Source organism: Stenotrophomonas sp. STEN018, from assembly GCF_056760235.1.
The window spans coordinates 1-17,563 of record NZ_JBRREK010000053.1 but is presented as its reverse complement, the minus strand read 5'-3'; the positions used below and the strand labels follow the sequence as shown (position 1 = coordinate 17,563).

At 61.3% G+C, this 17,563-nt stretch carries 17 protein-coding genes; 6 read left to right on the top strand and 11 right to left on the bottom strand.

Going from position 1 to position 17,563, the window contains the following annotated elements:
- Nucleotides 1-205: 205 nt before the first annotated feature.
- Entirely contained in the window at nucleotides 206-2,911 is a 2,706-nt protein-coding gene (locus ACVOMB_RS17235) for a bifunctional acetate--CoA ligase family protein/GNAT family N-acetyltransferase (RefSeq protein WP_481532294.1), read from the top strand.
- Between the two features lie 232 nt (nucleotides 2,912-3,143).
- A complete protein-coding gene (locus ACVOMB_RS17230) occupies nucleotides 3,144-3,872 on the top strand; it encodes an alpha/beta fold hydrolase (protein ID WP_481532293.1) in 729 nt (242 codons plus the stop codon).
- A gap of 27 nt (nucleotides 3,873-3,899) precedes the next feature.
- On the opposite strand, the gene ACVOMB_RS17225 is transcribed toward ACVOMB_RS17230, so the two are convergent.
- Nucleotides 3,900-4,787 carry an SDR family oxidoreductase gene (locus tag ACVOMB_RS17225; RefSeq protein WP_481532292.1) on the bottom strand — a complete coding sequence of 296 codons (888 nt, stop codon included), beginning with the start codon at nucleotides 4,785-4,787 and terminating at the stop codon, nucleotides 3,900-3,902.
- Nucleotides 4,788-4,905: 118 nt separating this feature from the next.
- On the opposite strand from ACVOMB_RS17225, the gene ACVOMB_RS17220 reads away from it, so the two are divergent.
- The gene (locus ACVOMB_RS17220; RefSeq protein ID WP_481532291.1) at nucleotides 4,906-5,823 is read left to right on the top strand and encodes a LysR family transcriptional regulator; all 918 of its coding nucleotides are present in this window, start codon (nucleotides 4,906-4,908) and stop codon (nucleotides 5,821-5,823) included.
- Between the two features lie 79 nt (nucleotides 5,824-5,902).
- Here the strand turns inward: ACVOMB_RS17220 and dkgB are convergent, their stop codons facing one another.
- Both dkgB and ACVOMB_RS17210 read right to left on the bottom strand, forming a co-directional pair.
- A complete protein-coding gene (dkgB, locus tag ACVOMB_RS17215; protein WP_481532290.1) occupies nucleotides 5,903-6,703 on the bottom strand; it encodes a 2,5-didehydrogluconate reductase DkgB in 801 nt (266 codons plus the stop codon).
- An 81-nt stretch (nucleotides 6,704-6,784) separates the two neighbouring features.
- Entirely contained in the window at nucleotides 6,785-7,999 is a 1,215-nt protein-coding gene (locus tag ACVOMB_RS17210) for an MFS transporter (RefSeq protein ID WP_481532289.1), read from the bottom strand.
- Nucleotides 8,000-8,119: 120 nt separating this feature from the next.
- Between ACVOMB_RS17210 and ACVOMB_RS17205 the strand changes: the two genes are divergently transcribed.
- Nucleotides 8,120-9,025, top strand: a complete 906-nt coding sequence (locus tag ACVOMB_RS17205) for a LysR substrate-binding domain-containing protein (protein ID WP_481532288.1) — start codon at nucleotides 8,120-8,122, stop codon at nucleotides 9,023-9,025.
- A 243-nt stretch (nucleotides 9,026-9,268) separates the two neighbouring features.
- Here ACVOMB_RS17205 and ACVOMB_RS17200 read toward each other — a convergent pair whose 3' ends face one another.
- Nucleotides 9,269-9,556 (bottom strand): hypothetical protein, encoded by a 288-nt coding sequence (locus ACVOMB_RS17200; RefSeq protein WP_481532287.1) that lies wholly within the window; start codon nucleotides 9,554-9,556, stop codon nucleotides 9,269-9,271.
- 78 nt (nucleotides 9,557-9,634) lie between these two features.
- Nucleotides 9,635-10,591, bottom strand: coding sequence for an aldo/keto reductase (locus tag ACVOMB_RS17195; RefSeq protein ID WP_481532286.1), 957 nt, complete (start codon nucleotides 10,589-10,591; stop codon nucleotides 9,635-9,637).
- Between the two features lie 180 nt (nucleotides 10,592-10,771).
- Between ACVOMB_RS17195 and ACVOMB_RS17190 the strand changes: the two genes are divergently transcribed.
- A complete protein-coding gene (locus tag ACVOMB_RS17190; RefSeq protein WP_481532285.1) occupies nucleotides 10,772-11,629 on the top strand; it encodes a class I SAM-dependent methyltransferase in 858 nt (285 codons plus the stop codon).
- 150 nt (nucleotides 11,630-11,779) lie between these two features.
- Nucleotides 11,780-12,319 carry a pseudouridine synthase gene (locus ACVOMB_RS17185; RefSeq protein WP_481532284.1) on the top strand — a complete coding sequence of 180 codons (540 nt, stop codon included), beginning with the start codon at nucleotides 11,780-11,782 and terminating at the stop codon, nucleotides 12,317-12,319.
- Between the two features lie 360 nt (nucleotides 12,320-12,679).
- Here ACVOMB_RS17185 and ACVOMB_RS17180 read toward each other — a convergent pair whose 3' ends face one another.
- From ACVOMB_RS17180 to ACVOMB_RS17155, 6 genes are all read right to left on the bottom strand, one after another.
- The gene (locus tag ACVOMB_RS17180; RefSeq protein WP_481532283.1) at nucleotides 12,680-13,030 is read right to left on the bottom strand and encodes a hypothetical protein; all 351 of its coding nucleotides are present in this window, start codon (nucleotides 13,028-13,030) and stop codon (nucleotides 12,680-12,682) included.
- A gap of 443 nt (nucleotides 13,031-13,473) precedes the next feature.
- Complete coding sequence (locus tag ACVOMB_RS17175; protein ID WP_481532282.1) at nucleotides 13,474-13,854, bottom strand: VOC family protein; 381 nt, start codon at nucleotides 13,852-13,854, stop codon at nucleotides 13,474-13,476.
- Between the two features lie 649 nt (nucleotides 13,855-14,503).
- Nucleotides 14,504-14,878 carry a hypothetical protein gene (locus tag ACVOMB_RS17170; protein WP_481532281.1) on the bottom strand — a complete coding sequence of 125 codons (375 nt, stop codon included), beginning with the start codon at nucleotides 14,876-14,878 and terminating at the stop codon, nucleotides 14,504-14,506.
- 213 nt (nucleotides 14,879-15,091) lie between these two features.
- Nucleotides 15,092-15,430: an energy transducer TonB gene (locus ACVOMB_RS17165; protein WP_481532280.1), complete on the bottom strand. Its 339-nt coding sequence runs from the start codon at nucleotides 15,428-15,430 to the stop codon at nucleotides 15,092-15,094.
- 613 nt (nucleotides 15,431-16,043) lie between these two features.
- Nucleotides 16,044-16,388, bottom strand: coding sequence for a ribonuclease E inhibitor RraB (locus ACVOMB_RS17160; RefSeq protein WP_481532301.1), 345 nt, complete (start codon nucleotides 16,386-16,388; stop codon nucleotides 16,044-16,046).
- 403 nt (nucleotides 16,389-16,791) lie between these two features.
- Complete coding sequence (locus tag ACVOMB_RS17155) at nucleotides 16,792-16,944, bottom strand: hypothetical protein (RefSeq protein WP_481532279.1); 153 nt, start codon at nucleotides 16,942-16,944, stop codon at nucleotides 16,792-16,794.
- Nucleotides 16,945-17,563: the final 619 nt, after the last annotated feature.

The following is a 17,563-nucleotide window of genomic DNA, read 5'->3' as shown; positions in this document are numbered from 1 at the left end:
CCGGCACACCCAACGGCAAACGCAACCCCCCCCTCCCCAACCCTCCCCTTGGCTACGCCAAAGGGAGGGGGCAGCTTGTCTCCCTCCATTGCGCGTAGCGCAGGGGAGGGGTGCTCTTCACCAAATCCCCCCACTTTGATCCAACGCAGCCCACCCACCGCCGCAGCCGTGTACCTTTGACCCGGTACCCGCAACAGGCGTCGCAATGAGCACCTATCACCTGCAGACCGTATTCCGCCCCCGCTCGGTGGCAGTGATTGGCGGCAGCCCGCGCGATCGTTCCGCGGGGCGCGCGGTGGTCCGCAATCTGCGTGCAGGCGGTTTCGCTGGGCAGATCGGCTGGGTCAGCCCGCGCTATGCCGAAATCGACGGCATGCGCACGGTCAAGAAGCTCAAGGACCTGCCGTGGATTCCGGACCTGGTGGTCATTACCGTGCCGGCAACGCTGTTGCCGCAGGTGGTCAGCCAGGCCGCCGAACTGGGCGTGGCCGCCGCCATCATCCTCACTTCCGGCCTGGGCAAGGGCCCGGGCTCGTTGGCCGCACAGGTTGAAGCAGCGGCGCGGCCCAAGGGCATGCGCGTGCTTGGCCCGCATTGCCTGGGCGTCATCGCCCCACATGCACGGCTCAACGCCAGCATCGCCGCACACACGCCGCAGGCCGGCGATCTGGCGCTCATCTCCGAATCCAGCGCGATTGCCGCCGCGCTGGTGGAATGGGGCGTGGCGCGTTCGGTCGGTTTCTCGGCGGTGGTGTCGCTGGGTGATGCGCTGGATGTCGACTTCGGCGATTTGCTCGATTACTTCGCCAGCGACTACCGCACCCGCGCCATCCTGCTCTACGTCGACCAGATCAGCGACGCGCGCAAGTTCATGTCGGCCGCACGCGCTGCGGCACGTGCAAAACCCGTAGTGGTGGTGAAATCCGGGCGCAAGTCGCGCGGTGGCGACGAAGTCGTCACCACCCACTCGCAGGCGCTGGCCGATTCCGACGCGGTCTACGGCGCAGCCTTCAACCGCGCTGGTCTGCTGCGGGTGAATGCATTGGACGAGTTGTTCACTGCCGCCGAAACCCTGGGCCGGCTTGGAACCTTCCCGGGTCGACGCTTGGCCATCCTCAGCAACGGTGGTGGCGTCGGCCGGCTGGCGGTGGATCAGCTGCAGGCATTAGGCGGCAGCCTGGCCGAGCTGTCACCGACCACTGTCGAGCTGTTGGACCAGGCCTTGCCGCAGGGCTGGTCGCGCGACAACCCTGTCGACATTGTGGTCGACGCCGATGGTGGTCGTTACGCCTCGGCGATTGAAGCGCTGCTGTCCGACGATGCCAATGACGCCGTGCTGGTGATCAACGTGCCCACCGCGTTCACCTCCTCGGCCGAGGCCGCACAGGCGCTGACCACCACGCTGGGGCAGCGCTCGCGGCAACTGCGCGACAAGCCGGTGTTCGCGGTATGGCTGGGCAATGACGACCGCGCCACGGTCACCCTCAACACCGCGCGCGTACCGACCTATCCAACCGAAGCCGATGCCGTGCGCGGCTTCCAGCATCTGGTGCGTTACCGCGAAGCGCAGACCGCGCTGATGGAAACCCCGCCCAGCCTGCCAGCAGATTTCGTGGTGGATGTGCCTGCAGCACGCGCGCTGGTCGAGGCGGCGTTGGCCAATGATCAGCAATGGTTGGACCCGGTGGCCACGCACAAACTGCTGCTGGCCTATGGCATCCCGTCATTGGAAGTGATGGTTGCGCGTGATCCGCACGAAGCAATGGACCTTGCCCAGCCAATGCTGGAGCAGGGCATGAGCGTGGCGGTGAAGATTTTCTCGCCGGACATCCCGCACAAATCCGAAGTCGATGGCGTGCGCTTGAACCTGGGCAGCCTGCGAGCGGTGCAGTCCGCGGCAACCACGATCCTGCAGCGTGCTCGCGAGAAGCGCCCGCAGGCGCGCATCGAAGGCGTGCTGGTGCAGCCCAGCCTGAGCCGGCCCAAGGCACGCGAGCTGATCGCCGGTATTGCCGACGATCCGGTATTCGGGCCGGTGGTTGTGTTCGGTCGTGGCGGTACCGCAGTGGAAGTGATCGACGACAAGACCTTGGCGTTGCCGCCGCTGGATCTGCGGCTTGCCCATGAAGTAATCGGCCGCACCCGCGTCTCGCGCATCCTCAAGGCTTACGGTGACGTACCGGCGGCGGACGAACGTGCGGTGGCAATGGTGCTGGTCAAGCTGGCGCAGCTGGCGGCGGATATTCCGGAAATCCGTACGCTGGATCTCAATCCGCTACTGGCCGATCGCAACGGTGTGATCGCATTGGATGCACGTGTCGCCATCACTCCGGTCAAGCGCCTGCACAAGGGCCGTGGTCATCCGCGTTTCGCAATTTTCCCGTATCCCACCGAGTGGGAGCGCACGATAGATCTATCCGATGGTGGCAAGGCCTTCCTTCGCCCGGTGCGACCAGAGGACGATGGCTTGTTCCGAGCCTTCTTCGCGCGCGTCACTGACGATGATCTGCGCCTGCGTTTCTTCCAGTCGGTGAAGCATTTCAGCCATGAGTTCATCGCCCGGCTTACCCAGCTGGACTATGCGCGTTCGATCGCACTGGTGGCGATTGATCCCAAGACCGGCGAGATGCTCGGCGCGGTGCGCCTGCATGCTGATGCCGATTACAACCGCGGCGAGTACGGCATCCTGATCCGCTCGGACCTGAAGGGCCACGGCATCGGGTGGAAGCTGATGCAGATCATGATCGAGTACGCCGGCTGGCTGGGCTTGAACGTTGTGGAAGGGCAGGTGCTGCGTGAGAACAGCACCATGCTGGCGATGTGCCAGAGCCTTGGCTTCAAGGTGAAGGCCGACCCGGACGATTCGACCATCATGAATGTGACGCTGCCGGTGGGTGAGGTTAAGAGCTAGGAGCTGAGAGCCAAAGGCACCCCTCACCAACCCTCCCCTTGCCTGCGGCAAAGGGAGGGAGCGGATCTGCCCCCTCCCTTGCGCGCAGCGCAGGGGAGGGTTTGGGAGGGGTGCTCTGCTTCGCTCCCTCCCTTTGCCGCAGGCAAGGGGAGGGCTGGGGAGGGGTGATTTTGCTTTTGGCTGTTGCTCCAGCCCTCACCCCCAAACCACCCCAAGGCGCGACAATAGCGCCATGCAAACGAACCAAACCCCAGCAGCCAGAACCCCGCTGCTACTGCTGCCCGGCCTGCTCAACGACGCCACACTCTGGCAGGCCCAGCTCGACGCACTCGCCGACATCGCCGATTGCCAGGTCGGCGACCTCACCCAGCAAACCACGATGCGTGCCGTTGCCGAAGATGTACTTGCCAAGGCCCCCGCTCAGTTCGCGCTGGCCGGTTTCTCCCTCGGCGGCTACGTCGCCCAGGAAATCCTGCGCATCGCACCGCAGCGGGTACTCAAGCTGGCGCTGCTGGATACCTCGTTCAAACCCGATTCGCCCGAGCGAGCCGCACAGCGCGTAGCGCAGCAGAACAGCGTGCGCCTGCCCGGCACCTTCCACGGCTTCGGCGACAAGCTGATGCGCAGTTACATCGATGCCTCCCGCCTGGACGACCATGTGCTGGTGGATACCGTGCGCAGCATGACCGCACGCCTTGGTGCCGAGGTCTTCCTGCGTCAAAGCCAGCTGCAGCGAGCAGATGGCAGCGAGGTCCTGCGTGATTGGCAGGGCCCTGCCTTGATCGTCTGTGGGCGCAACGATGCGATCACACCGCTGTCAGTCAGCGAGCAGATGGCCGAACTGATGCCGCAATCAACGCTGGTGGTGATCGAGGACTGCGGCCATCTCGCGCCCTTGGAAAAGCCCGAGGAAGTGAACGCGGCGATGCGCGCATGGCTGCTGCAGGGTATCGGCGACTGATCCCGACGAACGCCTGAGTTCCGCAGCTCAGTACGCAAACGCATCACGGTGCTTGCGTATGAACTCCGCCCAGCGCACCGGCTCACGGCCGGTGATGGCAGGGAAGTTGTCGAAGGTGGCTTCAATGCCCGGCACGCGTCGCTCGGCGACACGCTGGAAGTTGTCGCGCACGCAGTTCATATAGGCCATCTCGGCGCCGGCCGCGCGCATGTCCTCCAGGAACACATCCGGGCTGAGCGCCTGGTAGCGGAATGACTGGCCAAGCAATTCGCTCATCAGCGCGGCGACCTCACCGTAGGACTTGGCGTCGTAGCCCAAACGATACGTCTGCCCGGCATGTCGCTGCGGCCAGGCCAGCGCCTGCGCAGCTACCGCAGCGACGTCATCGCCATCGACCCAGCTGAAGCGCGCATCGCCGGTGTACTGGCGGATGACGCCATCAACCACTGCGCGGGTGCCGTCGTAGCTGAGCAGGTTCTGCATGAAGGCTTCCGGCCTGAGATGGGTGAACGAGAAGCCGTGCCACTCGATGTAGCGTTCCACCAGCTGGTGCCAGGCCCAATGCCCGATGCTGGCATCATCACCACCGCAGGCACCAAGATGCACCACATGCTGTACGCCGGCCTGCTTGGCCGCATCGAGGAACACCTTGCTCTGGCGCAGCATGTCCACGCTATAGCCGGTGACCAGCAACACGCGATCAATGCCCTGCAGCGCAGGCAGAAGTGTGTCTTCGCGATCGAAGTCGAGCAGCACCGTGCGGATTCCCTGTGCCTGCAGCGCCGCGGCCTTCGCCGGCGAGCGCACTGCCGCGACTGGCGTGACCGCATCTTCCAGCAACAGGTTTCTCAGTGTTTCGGCGCCGATCTGACCGGTAGCGCCGGTGACAAGTACGGTGGGGCGGTGCTGGCTCATTGCTGGCTTGGATGCTTGATCGAAGAGGGCACCCAGCCTATCGTGGAGCCACATTCCGTTCCGTGATGTTTTTTACCGGTTTTGCGGAATAAGATTCTTTAATCGTGAAGCCTGCCGTATGCATCCCTCCGAACGCCTGAAAGGCCTCGACGTCTTCGTCTGTGTCGCCGACGCAGGCAGTTTTACTGCAGCTGCAGAACGGCTGCACCTCACCGCTTCGGCGGTCGGCAAGTCGATCGCACGATTGGAAGAACGATTGGGCCGCACGCTGTTCCATCGCACGACCCGTCGCATGTCGTTGACCGAAGCCGGCATCGCCTTCCACCGGACCTGCATTGGCGCGTTGGCGAACCTTGAGGAAGCCGAGGTGTCGCTGCGGGCGGAGGATGACGAGCCAAGTGGGCGAGTGCGCATTGATCTGCCGGCCGCGTTCGGGCGCTTGCAGGCGCTGCCGATCATCCTGGGTTTCGCCCAGGCCTATCCGCTGACGCGGCCGCAGGTGTCGTTCTCGGACCGTTTCATCGATCCGGTCGAGGATGGCGTCGACATCATCGTGCGCATCGGCGGTCCCGACGCATGGTCGTCGTTGGTCGAACATCGACTGCTGGGCCATGAGCAGCACGTGTTCTGTGCGGCTCCCGCCTATCTTGCGGCGCATGGCGTACCCGCAACGCGCGAGGATCTGCTGGCGCACCGCTGCATCGCCTACGGACGCGCCGATGGCTCAGTCAGTCCGTGGCGCTTCGCAGCTGCGATGCCCGGCGAGGTGGAGCTGCAGATGATGCCGTCACCGCTGGTGGTGGGGGATGGCGAAGGGCAGGTCACCGCCGCGTTGGTCGGCAGCGGCATCGTGCAGCTGCCGACCTGGCTGGTACGCAGCCATCTTGAGGATGGCGCGCTGGTGGAAGTGCTGCCGCGTCTGGCCAGCCAAGGCCTGCCACTCAGCTTGGCCTGGATGAAAAGCCGGCGTGAGCTGCCAACGGTCAGCCTGTTATTGGAAACGTTGGCGCAAGAGTTGGCACCGCGTATCCGCTGACAACGCCGCAATCGCAGCGCCTCGAAGCATGGCGGGCAGGTATCACCAGCCCGCCAAGCTATTGCTCAAGTACAGCGTTTCAATCCCAAGCCGGGGCGATACCCGGATTGGCTACGCGTTCGCCACGATCCAGTTCCGCGATCCTTGCCATGTCCTCGGCATCCAGCCGCAACTGTGCCGCCTGCAGGTTGCCGGCAAGGTTCTCGCGCTTGGTCGACGACGGAATCACCGCATAGCCTTGTTGCAAGGCCCAAGCCAGCGCGACCTGCGCGGCCGTGGCCTGATGCTTGTCGGCAATGGCCTGGATCACCGGGTCCTTCAGCACCGCGCCATAGGCCAGGCTCATGAACGCGGTGACGTGGATGCCTTGTTCGCGCAGGTAGGCGATCAATGCACGGTTCTGCAGATACGGGTGCACTTCGATCTGGTTGGTGGCGATGGCATCGGCGCCGAGGATGGCGATGGCCTGACGGGTCAGGTCGATGGTGAAGTTGGAAACACCAATCGCCTTGGTCAAACCCAGCGCCTTGGCTTCACGCAGCGCACCGAGGAACTCGGCGATCGGCACTTCGTCCTTGGGCGAGGGCCAGTGGATCAGGGTCAGGTCGACGTGATCGGTGCGCAGTTTGCGCAGGCTCTCGCGCAGACTGGCCAGCAGATCATTGTGATGGAAGTTGCTGATCCAGATCTTGGTGGTCAGGAACAGTTGCTCGCGCGGCACCGCGCCGTTGGCGATTGCCGCACCGAGATCGGCCTCGTTCTCGTAGATCTGTGCGGTGTCGAAAGCACGGTAGCCAAGTTCCAGTGCGTTGTGCACGGAGTCAGTGAGCACCTGATCCTTCAAGCGGTAGGTACCAAGGCCAATAGCAGGAATAGTCATTCAAATCTCCAGAAATTCGCACTCACAGGCTACGCGGTGCAGCGCGAACGAAAAGCCAAAGGGAAGTAACAGCGTGTTCCGTCAGTGCGCGCTGACGGCAATGCCTTCGGCGCGTACATCAAATCCGTCGCGGCGATCCAGGCGGCCGCTGCGTACAGTCAGTGCCAACGCACCCAGTACCACCAGCGCGCCAATCCACGGCGTATGCATCAGGCCGATGTGATCAACCACCAGCCCACCAAGCGAGGCGCCCATCGCGATGCCGATGTTGAACGCAGCAATGTTCAGGCCCGATGCCACATCGGTTGCCTGCGGCACGAAGCGCTGCGCCTGCTTGACCACATACACCTGCAATCCCGGCACATTGCCGAATGCCACCGCACCGAGCGCCAATACGGTCAGCAACACCAACCAACGGTTGTAGGCAGTGAAGGTCAGCACCAGCAGCACCAGCGCGAGCAGACTGAAGATCAAGGTCAATGCGGGAATCGGACCACGACGGTCGGCCAGGCGTCCGCCCCACAGATTGCCGATTGCCACCGATACGCCGTACACCAGCAGCACCGCGCTCACTGCATTGGCCGAGAAGCCGCTGATGTCCTGCAGGATCGAGGCGAGGAAGGTGAAGGACAGGAAGGTGCCGCCATAGCCCAGCGCAGTCATTGCATAGACCAACAATAGGCGTGGCTGCGCCAGCACTGCGAACTGCTGGCCGAACGTGGCCGGCGCACTGCGCGGCAGGTCGCGCGGCACGAACAGCAGACTGCCAAGCAGCGCGATCACGCCCAACGCAGCCACCGCGAGGAAGGTTGCACGCCAGCCCAGGTGCTGGCCGATGAAGGTGCCCAGCGGCACGCCGGTCACCAGCGCCACGGTCAACCCGGTGAACATGATCGCGATCGCGCTGGCGGCCTTGTCCTTGGGCACTACCGAGGTGGCGATGATCGAGCCGATCGAGAAGAACACGCCATGCGCCAGCCCGGTCAGCACCCGCGCCACGATCAGCGAGCCATAGCCGGGTGCCATCCACGCAATCACATTGCCGACGGTAAACAGCAGCATCAGCGCCACCAGCAAGGCCTTGCGCGGCACCCGCCCGGTCAAGGCGGTCAGCACTGGCGCGCCGATGGCCACGCCCAGTGCATACAGCGAAACCAGCAGGCCGGCCGAAGGCAGGCTGACATGCAGATCGGCGGCAATGGTCGGGATCAGCCCGACGATGACAAATTCGGTGGTGCCGATGGCGAACGCACCCAGCGTCAGCGCCAGCAAGGCAAGGGGAATACCGCGTGACATGGGCGAATCCTCGGGAAGGGCTGCGCAGTGTGAACGCGTCACTCTTGCCGAAAAATGCGGTTTCCTGCCAATTACTATTGATTTAAAGTCAATAATTGCCGATCACCCCAGGCTGCCCCGATGAAAACCACCCTCGACGAAATGCAGGCATTCATTGCGGTGATCGACACGGGCTCGATTACTGCGGCGGCTGAATTGTTGGGCCAGACCACCTCGGGCGTAAGCCGGGCGCTGGGGCGGTTGGAAGAGAAGCTCGGCACCACGCTGTTGACCCGCACTACCCGTCGCCTGCAGCTCACCGACGAAGGCGAAGCCTTTCTCGTCCAAGCGCGCGCCATCGTCGCCTCGGTGGATGCGGCCGAGGAACAGATAGCGGCGCGCCGTGGCACGCCATCTGGGCGGCTGCGCGTGGATGCGGCGATGCCATTCATGCTGCACGTGATCGCACCGCTGGTGGCCGGCTACCGCGCGCGTTACCCGCAGGTGGCGCTGGAGCTCAACAGCAGCGAGCGTTACATCGACCTGCTGGAGCGGCGCACCGATGTGGCTATCCGCATTGGCCCGCTGTCGGACTCCACCCTGCATGCGCGACCACTTGGGCATAGCCGCCTGCGTGTGTTGGCCAGCCCGGCTTACCTGCAGCAGCACGGCATACCGAAGAGCGTGGCGCAGCTGCAGGCGCACAGCTTGCTGGGCTTCAACGAACCAGATTCCCTGAATCATTGGCCATTGATGGGCGAAGACGGCGAGCAGTTGCACGTGCGTCCGGCACTGGCGGTATCCAGCGGCGAAATCCTGCACCGGCTGGCATTGGAAGGTGTGGGCATCGTCTGCCTGTCCGACTTCCTGACCGAGGCGGCGCGTGCGCGTGGCGAGCTGGTACAGGTGCTGCCGAAACAGACGCTGGACACACGCCAACCCATCCACGCCGTGTACTACCGCAACACCGCGGTATCCGCGCGCATCAGCTCCTTCCTCGACTACCTGGCCGAAGCGATGGCATCGCCGGTTGTGGGAGCGGCATAAGCCGCGAAGCTGACATCATCGAATCCACCGGAATACGTGTGATCCGATGAATTTCGGGCGTGGCGTTACGCGCCGTGTATGGCCGGGAAAGCCCCTGCCGAGCATGGCTCGGCACTACGCTTTCGCCGCCTCCCTTTGGCGAAGCCAAGGGGAGGGTTGGGGAGGGGTAAGCTCCACAGCTTCTGACGTTGCAGTAGCTTCGCGGCTCGCGCCGCTCCTACAAAGCCAAGCCAGTTATCTTGCTCAATGATGCTCAGCATGATGCCAAGCATGGCGCACCAACCAACGCGCCTCATCCCAGGAAACCGCCAGCGCCGGGCTATGCCGGTGGTAGCTGTCCTGCAGCACTTTGTAGAGCTGCTCTTCGTTGGCGCGTGGATACGCCTGGTACACGTCGTAACCCATTTCCAGCAGGCGCTGGTAGTGGTCGAACTCATGTTGGCCAAGATGGCCGATAGCATGCACGCCACGCCAGTAAGTCAGTTCGGCGTCGCGATCGATGCTGCGCTGGGCTGCGGATGTGGTCTGCATGGGTAGGACTCCATTCGCGGTCTACCCCCTGTCCGGCCGATCCTACGACGCGGGCAGGGGGTGCGCAACTGGCCCAATTCAGCTTTCTGCGCTGGCCGCGTCCAATTGCGTGACCTGCGCTGGGCTCAAGCCAAGCTGCGCTGCTGCCAGCACTTCCTGCAGCTGCTGCACGCTGGTGGCGCTGACGATCGGGGCGGTGATGCCCGGGCGTGCGATCAACCACGCCAATGCAACCTGAGCCGGCGTCGCCTTGTGGCTGGCAGCCACATCATCCAGCGCCTGCAGAATGCGCAGGCCACGCGGGTTGAGATAACGGTCGGCAACTTTTGCGCCGCGTGCCGCGCTCTTGCCCACATCATCGGCGCTGCGGTACTTGCCAGTGAGAAAACCGCTGGCCAGCGAGTAGTAACTGATCACGCCGATACCCTGCTCGTGTACCAGTGGTTCCAGCTCGGCCTCGTAGCCGCTGCGGTCGTAGAGGTTGTATTCCGGCTGCAGGGTTTCGTAGCGCGGCAGGTGATAGTCGGCGGATACCTTGAGCGCATCACGCAGGCGCTCGGCGCTGTAGTTGGATGCACCAATCGCACGTACCTTGCCCGCTTCGATCAGGCGCGCGAACGCACCCAGGGATTCCTCCAGCGGCACCGACTCATCATCCTCGTGTGCCTGGTATAGATCGATCACATCGGTCTGCAAGCGACGCAGCGAATCCTCGACCGCTTCATTGATGTTGTCGGCAGACAGGCCAGGATGCTCGGCCCACTTCGCAACCTTGGTGGCGATCACCACCTTGTCGCGCTTGCCGCTGCGCTGCAGCCAGCGGCCGATGATGGTCTCCGATTCGCCGCCGCGGTTGCCAGGCACCCATGCCGGATAGACATCGGCGGTATCGATCAGGTTGAAGCCTGCATCGACAAAGGCATCAAGCAGGCCAAAGGATGTCTTCTCATCGGCACTCCAGCCGAAAACGTTGCCACCAAAAGCGATGGGGCTGACATGGAGACCCGAGCGGCCTAGTTCGCGTGACTGGGGCATGCGTTGCTCCTTTGTTGTTCAGTTCAACAGCATAGACGGCATGCGTTCCAATTCCGTGGCAACGTCGTGAATACAGCGTTCCGTGAGTCGTTTCCACGCTAACGGGAAGTAAACATTTGCATGCTGCATTGCACTTGCAGCCGCGTGCTAGGCTCGCCGTTTCAATCGACGGAATTCCGCATGAAGAAGCCTGCTCCGCTGTTGTGTGCCTGTCTGCTGGCGCTTGCCAGCACCCTGTCTGCCGGCACTGCGCTGGCCCATGAAGCCGTTGCCAGCACTGCTGACGCACAGGTATCGCCGCAGCTGCAGGCTGCAATTGCCGGCAGCTGGCGCACGCCGGCCAATGTGCTGCGCGACGAATACCGTCATCCGGCGCAGACCCTGGCCTTCTTCGGTCTGCAACCGAAGCAGACGGTCATCGAAATTACACCGGGCGGTGGCTGGTATTCCGAAATCCTTGCGCCCTACCTGCGCGACGGCGGCAAGTACGTTGCCGCGGTGGTTGACCCGGCAGCCTTGCCGGCCGGCGGCGGTCGCGATTACCAGCAGCGCTCGCGCGATGGCCTGAGCAAGAAGTTCGCCGCATCCCCGGCCCAGTTCGACCGCGCCACCGAGGTGGCTTACAACCCGGCTGCACCGGTGCTTGGCGCACCGGGCTCGGCGGACCTGGTGCTGACCTTCCGCAATGTCCACAACTGGCGTTCCTCTGGCCAGGCCGAGGGCATGTTCAAGGCCTTCTTCGACGTGCTGAAGCCGGGTGGCACCCTCGGTGTGGTTGAACACCGTGCCAAGGCTGACGTGCCGGCCGATGACGGCAGCGGCTATGTTGGCCAGGCGCAGGTGATTGCGATGGCCGAAGCCGCTGGTTTCAAGCTGGCTGGCAGCAGCGAGGTCAACGCCAACCCGCGCGATACCAAGGACTACCCCAAGGGCGTGTGGACGCTGCCGCCGTCCAACAGCCATGACGCCGCAGATGCCGCCAAGTACAAGGCCATCGGCGAAAGTGATCGCATGACGCTACGCTTCGTGAAGCAGTAACCGGGCAGGGAATAGGGCTTGGAGAGGGGAGGGTGAGACAATGTGCGGCCCGGCTGTTGGCCGCACGGCCCTCGATCTGGCGCGCGACGGAAGATCGTCGCGCGCAGCCAGCAATGCATCTTCAATCCACTTTCCGAATACCCGCATTACATGCTTATCGCCTTCAATAAACCGTTCAACGTGTTGTGCCAGTTCACCGACCGCAGCCAGCCGCCGCGTGCGACTCTGGCCGGCTTCGGCTTGCCGCCGGATGTATATGCGGCCGGTCGTCTGGATTACGACAGCGAAGGTCTGCTGCTGCTCACCGACGATGGCAATCTCGCCCATCGCCTCACTGACCCGCGTCACAAACAGCCAAAAACCTATTGGGTGCAGGTTGAGGGCGTGCCGACCGATGAGAAGCTGCAGGCGCTGCGTGATGGCGTGCAGCTCAACGATGGGCCAACCCTGCCTGCGCGCGTTGAACTGATGCAGACGGCACCCACGCTATGGGAGCGTCATCCGCCCGTGCGTTTCCGCAAGACTGTGCCGGACAGCTGGCTGGCAATCACCCTGCGCGAAGGCCGCAACCGCCAGGTGCGGCGCATGACCGCCGCGGTTGGATTACCGACGCTGCGGTTGGTGCGGGCAGTGATGGGGCCGTATGCCCTGGGTGAACTCCAGCCGGGACAGTGGCGCCAAGTAGATTGAGCTGTGGTGACCAGCGTTGTCACGTTGCAGCTGGTTGCACCTGACCGATGATGGAGTCGCGATAGGCGACAGGACTCGGTTCGATTGCAGGTTGATCGGCATCGGGTGCGGCGCCACTCCCACGTCCTTGTCGAGAGTGGCACCACATATACAGCTGAAAGATATTGTTCCATCACCTTGGGCGCTTCGATCACGCCAGGTCTTGCAGTGGCCGCTGCATCCAGAGCCAGCCGGACGATATGCAGCCGTCCCTGCAAGGGCACATCATCGACACTCGCGCGAGCCCTCGCACCGCTGTGTTGATCGCTGCACAGCTGCTTGGACGCTTGCGATCATTGCCATGGCAGCGAAGTGATGCGGCTACCAGATGTCGATCGTGGTCGCGAAGCCTGCTGGGTCATGCGCATGTATCGCGATCTCCGCAGGGATGAAGCTTCTGCCTCGGTAGATGGGCCTGGCCGCGTAGCGGCTCAGCTTGCCCGCACGTATCAGTGGCAGCACCGTGGTGTTATCGATCCTGCGCTTCTGCTCCGCAACCCATATGGGCACAAACACCATGTTGTCCACATCACAATCACCGCCAAGTTCTTCAGGGACCAAGTGCAGGAAAGCCAGTTCACGTCGTCGCACCGCTGCTTCGCATTTTTCTCTTGTATCGAAATGGCCGAAGTCAGCGGATCCGGTTTTGCGGGGGCGGCGCCCGTCGTGCATGACACTCTCCTATAGCCTTTGCAACTGAAGCGAGCGCATTGATCAAGGCAACGCGGAAGAGCTGCAGCGATGAAAAGTGCTGCGTGGCGCCGCGATGAAACCTGCAATCGATGCCGCTGTCTTTGGAGTTGAGAGGATACGAGAGTTTTGTCATATCGCCTTGTTACCACTGGGCATGAGCCGGCCCAGGCGCGACATGTAAGCGTGCATTGATTGATGGGCAGCGCGACGAGGTGCGTCGCTTCAGTTGCCCATCCGGTTTGAACAGCGGACCGGCGGGTCGTGTATCGCAACACGTGGGCCCTACGAGCGTGGCAATACCCGCTCGTACAAAAACTGGCAACTTCCGGGGCACCCGGTAAGTAGCGCAGAACAGATCCGGGCGTCAGCGAATCCTGATCGTCATATCAGCCGTGCATGCAAGCAATCGACGATGCTGTTGCTTACCGGCCGGCCGGAGGCTCCCACAGCTCGACCTTGTTGCCTTCGGGGTCCATCACCCAGCCGAACTTCCCTTGTTCGGAATTTTGCGGCTCGCAAACGACATCGCAGCCTTCGCTGGACAGTGCCGCCAGCAATGCATCCAGGTCATCCACGCGGAAGTTGATCATGAAGGACGCAGTGGAAGGCGCCATATAGCTGGTGTCTGCAGCAAACGGACTCCAGATCGTCGCACCCGCCGGGCTATCCGTGCCGCCCCATTGAAACACCGCACCTCCCCAGTCGCTGACATCCAGGCCGAGGTGCTCGCGATACCAGTTGGAAAGCGCCTTTGGATCATTCGACTTGAAGAAGATGCCGCCAATGCCGGTTACGCGTTTCATGCTGGTTCTCCAAGGGTGATCAAGGTGACGATGGCTGGCCCGGGGGCGGAGCGCCAGCGTAGTTTCGGGTCGATGCAGGGCGCGCTGCAGCTATTCAAGCAAAGCGACATCTGCGTCGATGTGAATGCCGCTTCAGTCTGCAGCGCGCTCCGGTCGCAGGTGGTCTTGCAGATCATCCAGCCAGTCCAGCAAGCTGACGCTGTCCGGGAACATCGAGATAACTTGTCGGCGACGTTCTCTGGATCTGCGCATTCCTTCCCTTGGACAGCATGGTCCGGTCGTCCTGGACGAAGGTGGAATTTACGGTGGGCCGGCACGCATAAAACGCATGATACGGATCCCCTGCTTTGCGAGAGTGACCGGTCTTGGAAAGCACTCGAGCCTGTGCTGGACGATGCATTGAGCTGTCCCAGTTGATCTTGTGTCGCAACTCCGCAGCCCACTTGCAGGCTCGAAATGTCATCGCGCGAGTTGCTAGCTGATGCCAACCTCCGTGGGGATGAATCCTAGGTAGAACGAATCAGTCCAGAAACCTACGATCAGCAACAGCGTCAGCACGCCAGCAAGGACTGCTCGTACTTAAAAAAAAGCCACGAGCGCCATCCTGAGCTACATCCGACCGCGAGGCGGGCTCGGATTCAACGAACTATCAGACATCGCCATCAGGTAAGGATGCAGCTATTCTGCGGCGAGAGCGAATACACCCAACGACTACTGCGACTGCGAGAAGGCCTAGATATGGGCCGAAACTATCGACGAACTGCCCAATATAAGTGCCGAATTTGTAGCCTAAACTATAGCCGGCATCGCGAGAAGCAGAGTTGGCGTAGGCCAACGTGGAAGCAAGCGAAGGTACCGCACCTAGAACAGCAATTGATTTATCCATGATGCTTATCTGCCTCTTTGCAAGGCTGAGCTGTGGAATCAAGCCAGGCCGCGTAGTGATCACGCGTTGATTGAACTGCCAGGCGCCACCGGTGCCGCCAAAATAGTTGTAACACCCGATGGGAACGATAGTGGCCATCGATACGATCGACCCGATGTTGATCGACGCCCAAGTCGGAGTGGTGGTACTTGCGACATAGGCGAGGAGGAACGGCGGCCCAACGAGCACAAAGGCTGGCGTGGCTCAGCCAGGAGTTGAACTGCCAAGTATAAAAATCTGGTTGCGCGTCCGTATTTCGCTTGACCTCCAGGTAGCACCGCATGGTTCTATGGCGGTGGTTTGAACGGGCAGTCAGCGCAGAGCAAAGGGGAACTGCTGGCGCGATGTGTTCTTAACTGGCTTCCCCTTCAGGGATGCTGGTCGGAACTGCCAGGTCTTGACAGCGGCAAGGCTTGAATTGGCGAACTCTGGATGCGTTGCAGACTCAACGTATGCGTCAGCAACACTGCCATTCTCACCGATAACGAAGACGATCGTCGCATTTCCGGTGATTCCAGAGCTGATCAGCTCGGGTGGATAGACCGGGGCGCTTCCTGATATGAGCAAAGGCGTGCTGTCACAGCTTCCGGTACCGCAGTAGTAGTCCAAGCCTTGAGCGGAAATCATCTTGTTATATGCAGCGACGTCCACAGGTGTGCTGCTCTTTGTCTCGAGTGAGTATCTATAGTCGATATTGTGAGCCGCCTCCGTTTGCGATGCGCCAGGTGGTCTTTGTGCAGAAGTGGTGCACGCACATAAAGCCAGAGTAGTGGCCATCAGGACTATTAGCTTCATCTTGCACTGAACCTCATGCTCTGAGCTGACTGGGGAATTGGCTAACCCGGAGGGGCGGCTCCGATCTGAGAGAATCTTTGGCACTAGGCCAAGTACTTGGCGAGTACTGCACCTAGCGCGAGCACTGCTCCTACGATTGATGCGGAACGATTGTCCTTGTGCCATCCGTACGCCATAAGGATGAACCCTGCTGCTGCAAGAAGATTGCGAAGGCTTTGTCCATAGAACGCAAAGTCGATGAGGTTGATCACCGCAAACAGCAGGAAAAGTACAAGGAAAACACTCTTTCTTGTAGCCACGCTGGGAAGCTCCGTGTTCTTTTCTGGGCTAACTTTGGAGGATGCCGCGCTGTGAGGCGGGGTCGGCATGAGTGAACTGTCGGTCCCACGGTACGTTGTTTGTCTCAGCAAGCGATCGAACATCGCTTCTATCTCCGCAGCGGCGGAGTGGTCTCGGCCTGAACGAATTGTCAGGTGGTCGCCGGCCCGACATCCATGCCGTCATAAGCGTCAACGCCGAATCTGTCGGCGAGAACGTAGAGTTCCTGATTTCTTTGGTGCAGCGAAAGAACCGTGTGCGGCTCAATTTTCTCCATATGCAGGAAGTAGTACTCTTCCTCGCCTTCGTCAAACTCAGGGACGAATATGTCAACAAAGCGGTAGCCTTGTTGATCAAGCTCACCGGCGAGTGCGCGCAGTTTGTCGGCCGAACTGTCAGTGAAGAAGTAGCCCCAGAGCATTGGGCCATCGATGTTCCAGTCCGTCGATTCCTGGATGTTCGAAAACATTGCTTCCAGGCTTGCGATATCAATCATGCAAACATCTGACTCCAAAAATGCGCCGAAACGCGCATCGGGTTCGGCTCGAATAAACCGTTGAACGCTCCTTTTAACGAGCGTCTTCTGGGCGAGGTGACCCATCACGTGCAATTCCCTCGCCGCATGTCGGGCAGTGCCAGCCTCCCAACATTGCTTCACGCATACTGGATGGCTTTCGGAACCTTGGTAAAGGCGCTTTGCACTTTGGACATGACTTGCTGGGAAGTAAGAGTGCTAGAACAAGTACCGCCACTCCGCCAGCGATGCCTCCAATCAGTACAGCTGTCAGCAACGTACCCATAAGAATCCTGTTGGCGCCCAACTCCGGAATCAAGCCGAACCGCGAAGCGAGTTCGGCTTGAATGAACTTTCGAGCTGTCGCAATGACAGCAACAACACCTTACTTTGGTGCTGGATGCGCTGCATCGAGCAGCGCGTTCTGCTCCACGGCGGCGTCATAGATCTCAAACAACGATGCTCTTGCGGACCAGATGCCGATGCAAACCAAAAGCAAGGCCATTGGCAACAATCTGTAAATTCGTTTTGCAATCATTGGAATTACGTCCTTTGTAAAAATCCAGTTGAACTTTTGATTCTAGCGCTAAGTAGACCCGCGAAGCAGCGTCGGCTTGAGCGAAAGGTTAGGTCCTGGCCCCTGTGACGCAGATCCAAGCATCTTGCTTGGATATTGTCAGGGTGCCGTTGCCGCGTTGAAATTGCCACAATTCACCCGAGCAAGAGCTTCTATCTCTCCTACACAGTATGTAATCACCTTCGGGCGCGATAAGCCACTGCTCGATTGGATAGGCCATCTTGCCCGCAGGGAAGTTGGGGCTTGAGTCTGCAAGGGCCCGTAGTGCAGAGGCATCGATGGGCGGCTCGAGAGCTAGTCGTAACTGGCCGAGCGCTGCCTCACCACAATAGGTGGGCGCACTATAAGAGTCGACAGCAGGCGTCTTGCATCCGGCAAGGGCGATGACCGCCATTAGAAGTAAGGGACACTTCATGCAGGGCCTAACTCTGGTATTAAGCCGCGCAGCGGGGTCGGCTTGAATGAACTGCTAGGGAAGCTCTGAACAACTCCCCCGAAGCTGCCAGACTGCAATCCGCGATTTGAGAGCTTGATCGACCCATGCAACTAACCTTTGGCGACGCCGAACAACAAGGCCGAC

Excerpts from the sequence above, each read along its gene's own strand:
- ACVOMB_RS17220 (WP_481532291.1), top strand. The coding sequence starts at position 4,906 with ATGCATCCCTCCGAACGCCTGAAAGGCCTCGACGTCTTCGTCTGTGTC.
- ACVOMB_RS17210 (WP_481532289.1), bottom strand. The coding sequence starts at position 7,999 with ATGTCACGCGGTATTCCCCTTGCCTTGCTGGCGCTGACGCTGGGTGCG.
- ACVOMB_RS17175 (WP_481532282.1), bottom strand. The coding sequence starts at position 13,854 with ATGAAACGCGTAACCGGCATTGGCGGCATCTTCTTCAAGTCGAATGAT.
- ACVOMB_RS17230 (WP_481532293.1), top strand. The coding sequence starts at position 3,144 with ATGCAAACGAACCAAACCCCAGCAGCCAGAACCCCGCTGCTACTGCTG.
- ACVOMB_RS17205 (WP_481532288.1), top strand. The coding sequence starts at position 8,120 with ATGAAAACCACCCTCGACGAAATGCAGGCATTCATTGCGGTGATCGAC.
- ACVOMB_RS17170 (WP_481532281.1), bottom strand. The coding sequence starts at position 14,878 with ATGGCCACTATCGTTCCCATCGGGTGTTACAACTATTTTGGCGGCACC.
- ACVOMB_RS17235 (WP_481532294.1), top strand. The coding sequence starts at position 206 with ATGAGCACCTATCACCTGCAGACCGTATTCCGCCCCCGCTCGGTGGCA.
- ACVOMB_RS17155 (WP_481532279.1), bottom strand. The coding sequence starts at position 16,944 with ATGATTGCAAAACGAATTTACAGATTGTTGCCAATGGCCTTGCTTTTG.
- ACVOMB_RS17190 (WP_481532285.1), top strand. The coding sequence starts at position 10,772 with ATGAAGAAGCCTGCTCCGCTGTTGTGTGCCTGTCTGCTGGCGCTTGCC.
- ACVOMB_RS17225 (WP_481532292.1), bottom strand. The coding sequence starts at position 4,787 with ATGAGCCAGCACCGCCCCACCGTACTTGTCACCGGCGCTACCGGTCAG.
- ACVOMB_RS17160 (WP_481532301.1), bottom strand. The coding sequence starts at position 16,388 with ATGATTGATATCGCAAGCCTGGAAGCAATGTTTTCGAACATCCAGGAA.
- ACVOMB_RS17200 (WP_481532287.1), bottom strand. The coding sequence starts at position 9,556 with ATGCAGACCACATCCGCAGCCCAGCGCAGCATCGATCGCGACGCCGAA.
- ACVOMB_RS17180 (WP_481532283.1), bottom strand. The coding sequence starts at position 13,030 with ATGCACGACGGGCGCCGCCCCCGCAAAACCGGATCCGCTGACTTCGGC.
- ACVOMB_RS17185 (WP_481532284.1), top strand. The coding sequence starts at position 11,780 with ATGCTTATCGCCTTCAATAAACCGTTCAACGTGTTGTGCCAGTTCACC.
- ACVOMB_RS17195 (WP_481532286.1), bottom strand. The coding sequence starts at position 10,591 with ATGCCCCAGTCACGCGAACTAGGCCGCTCGGGTCTCCATGTCAGCCCC.
- dkgB (WP_481532290.1), bottom strand. The coding sequence starts at position 6,703 with ATGACTATTCCTGCTATTGGCCTTGGTACCTACCGCTTGAAGGATCAG.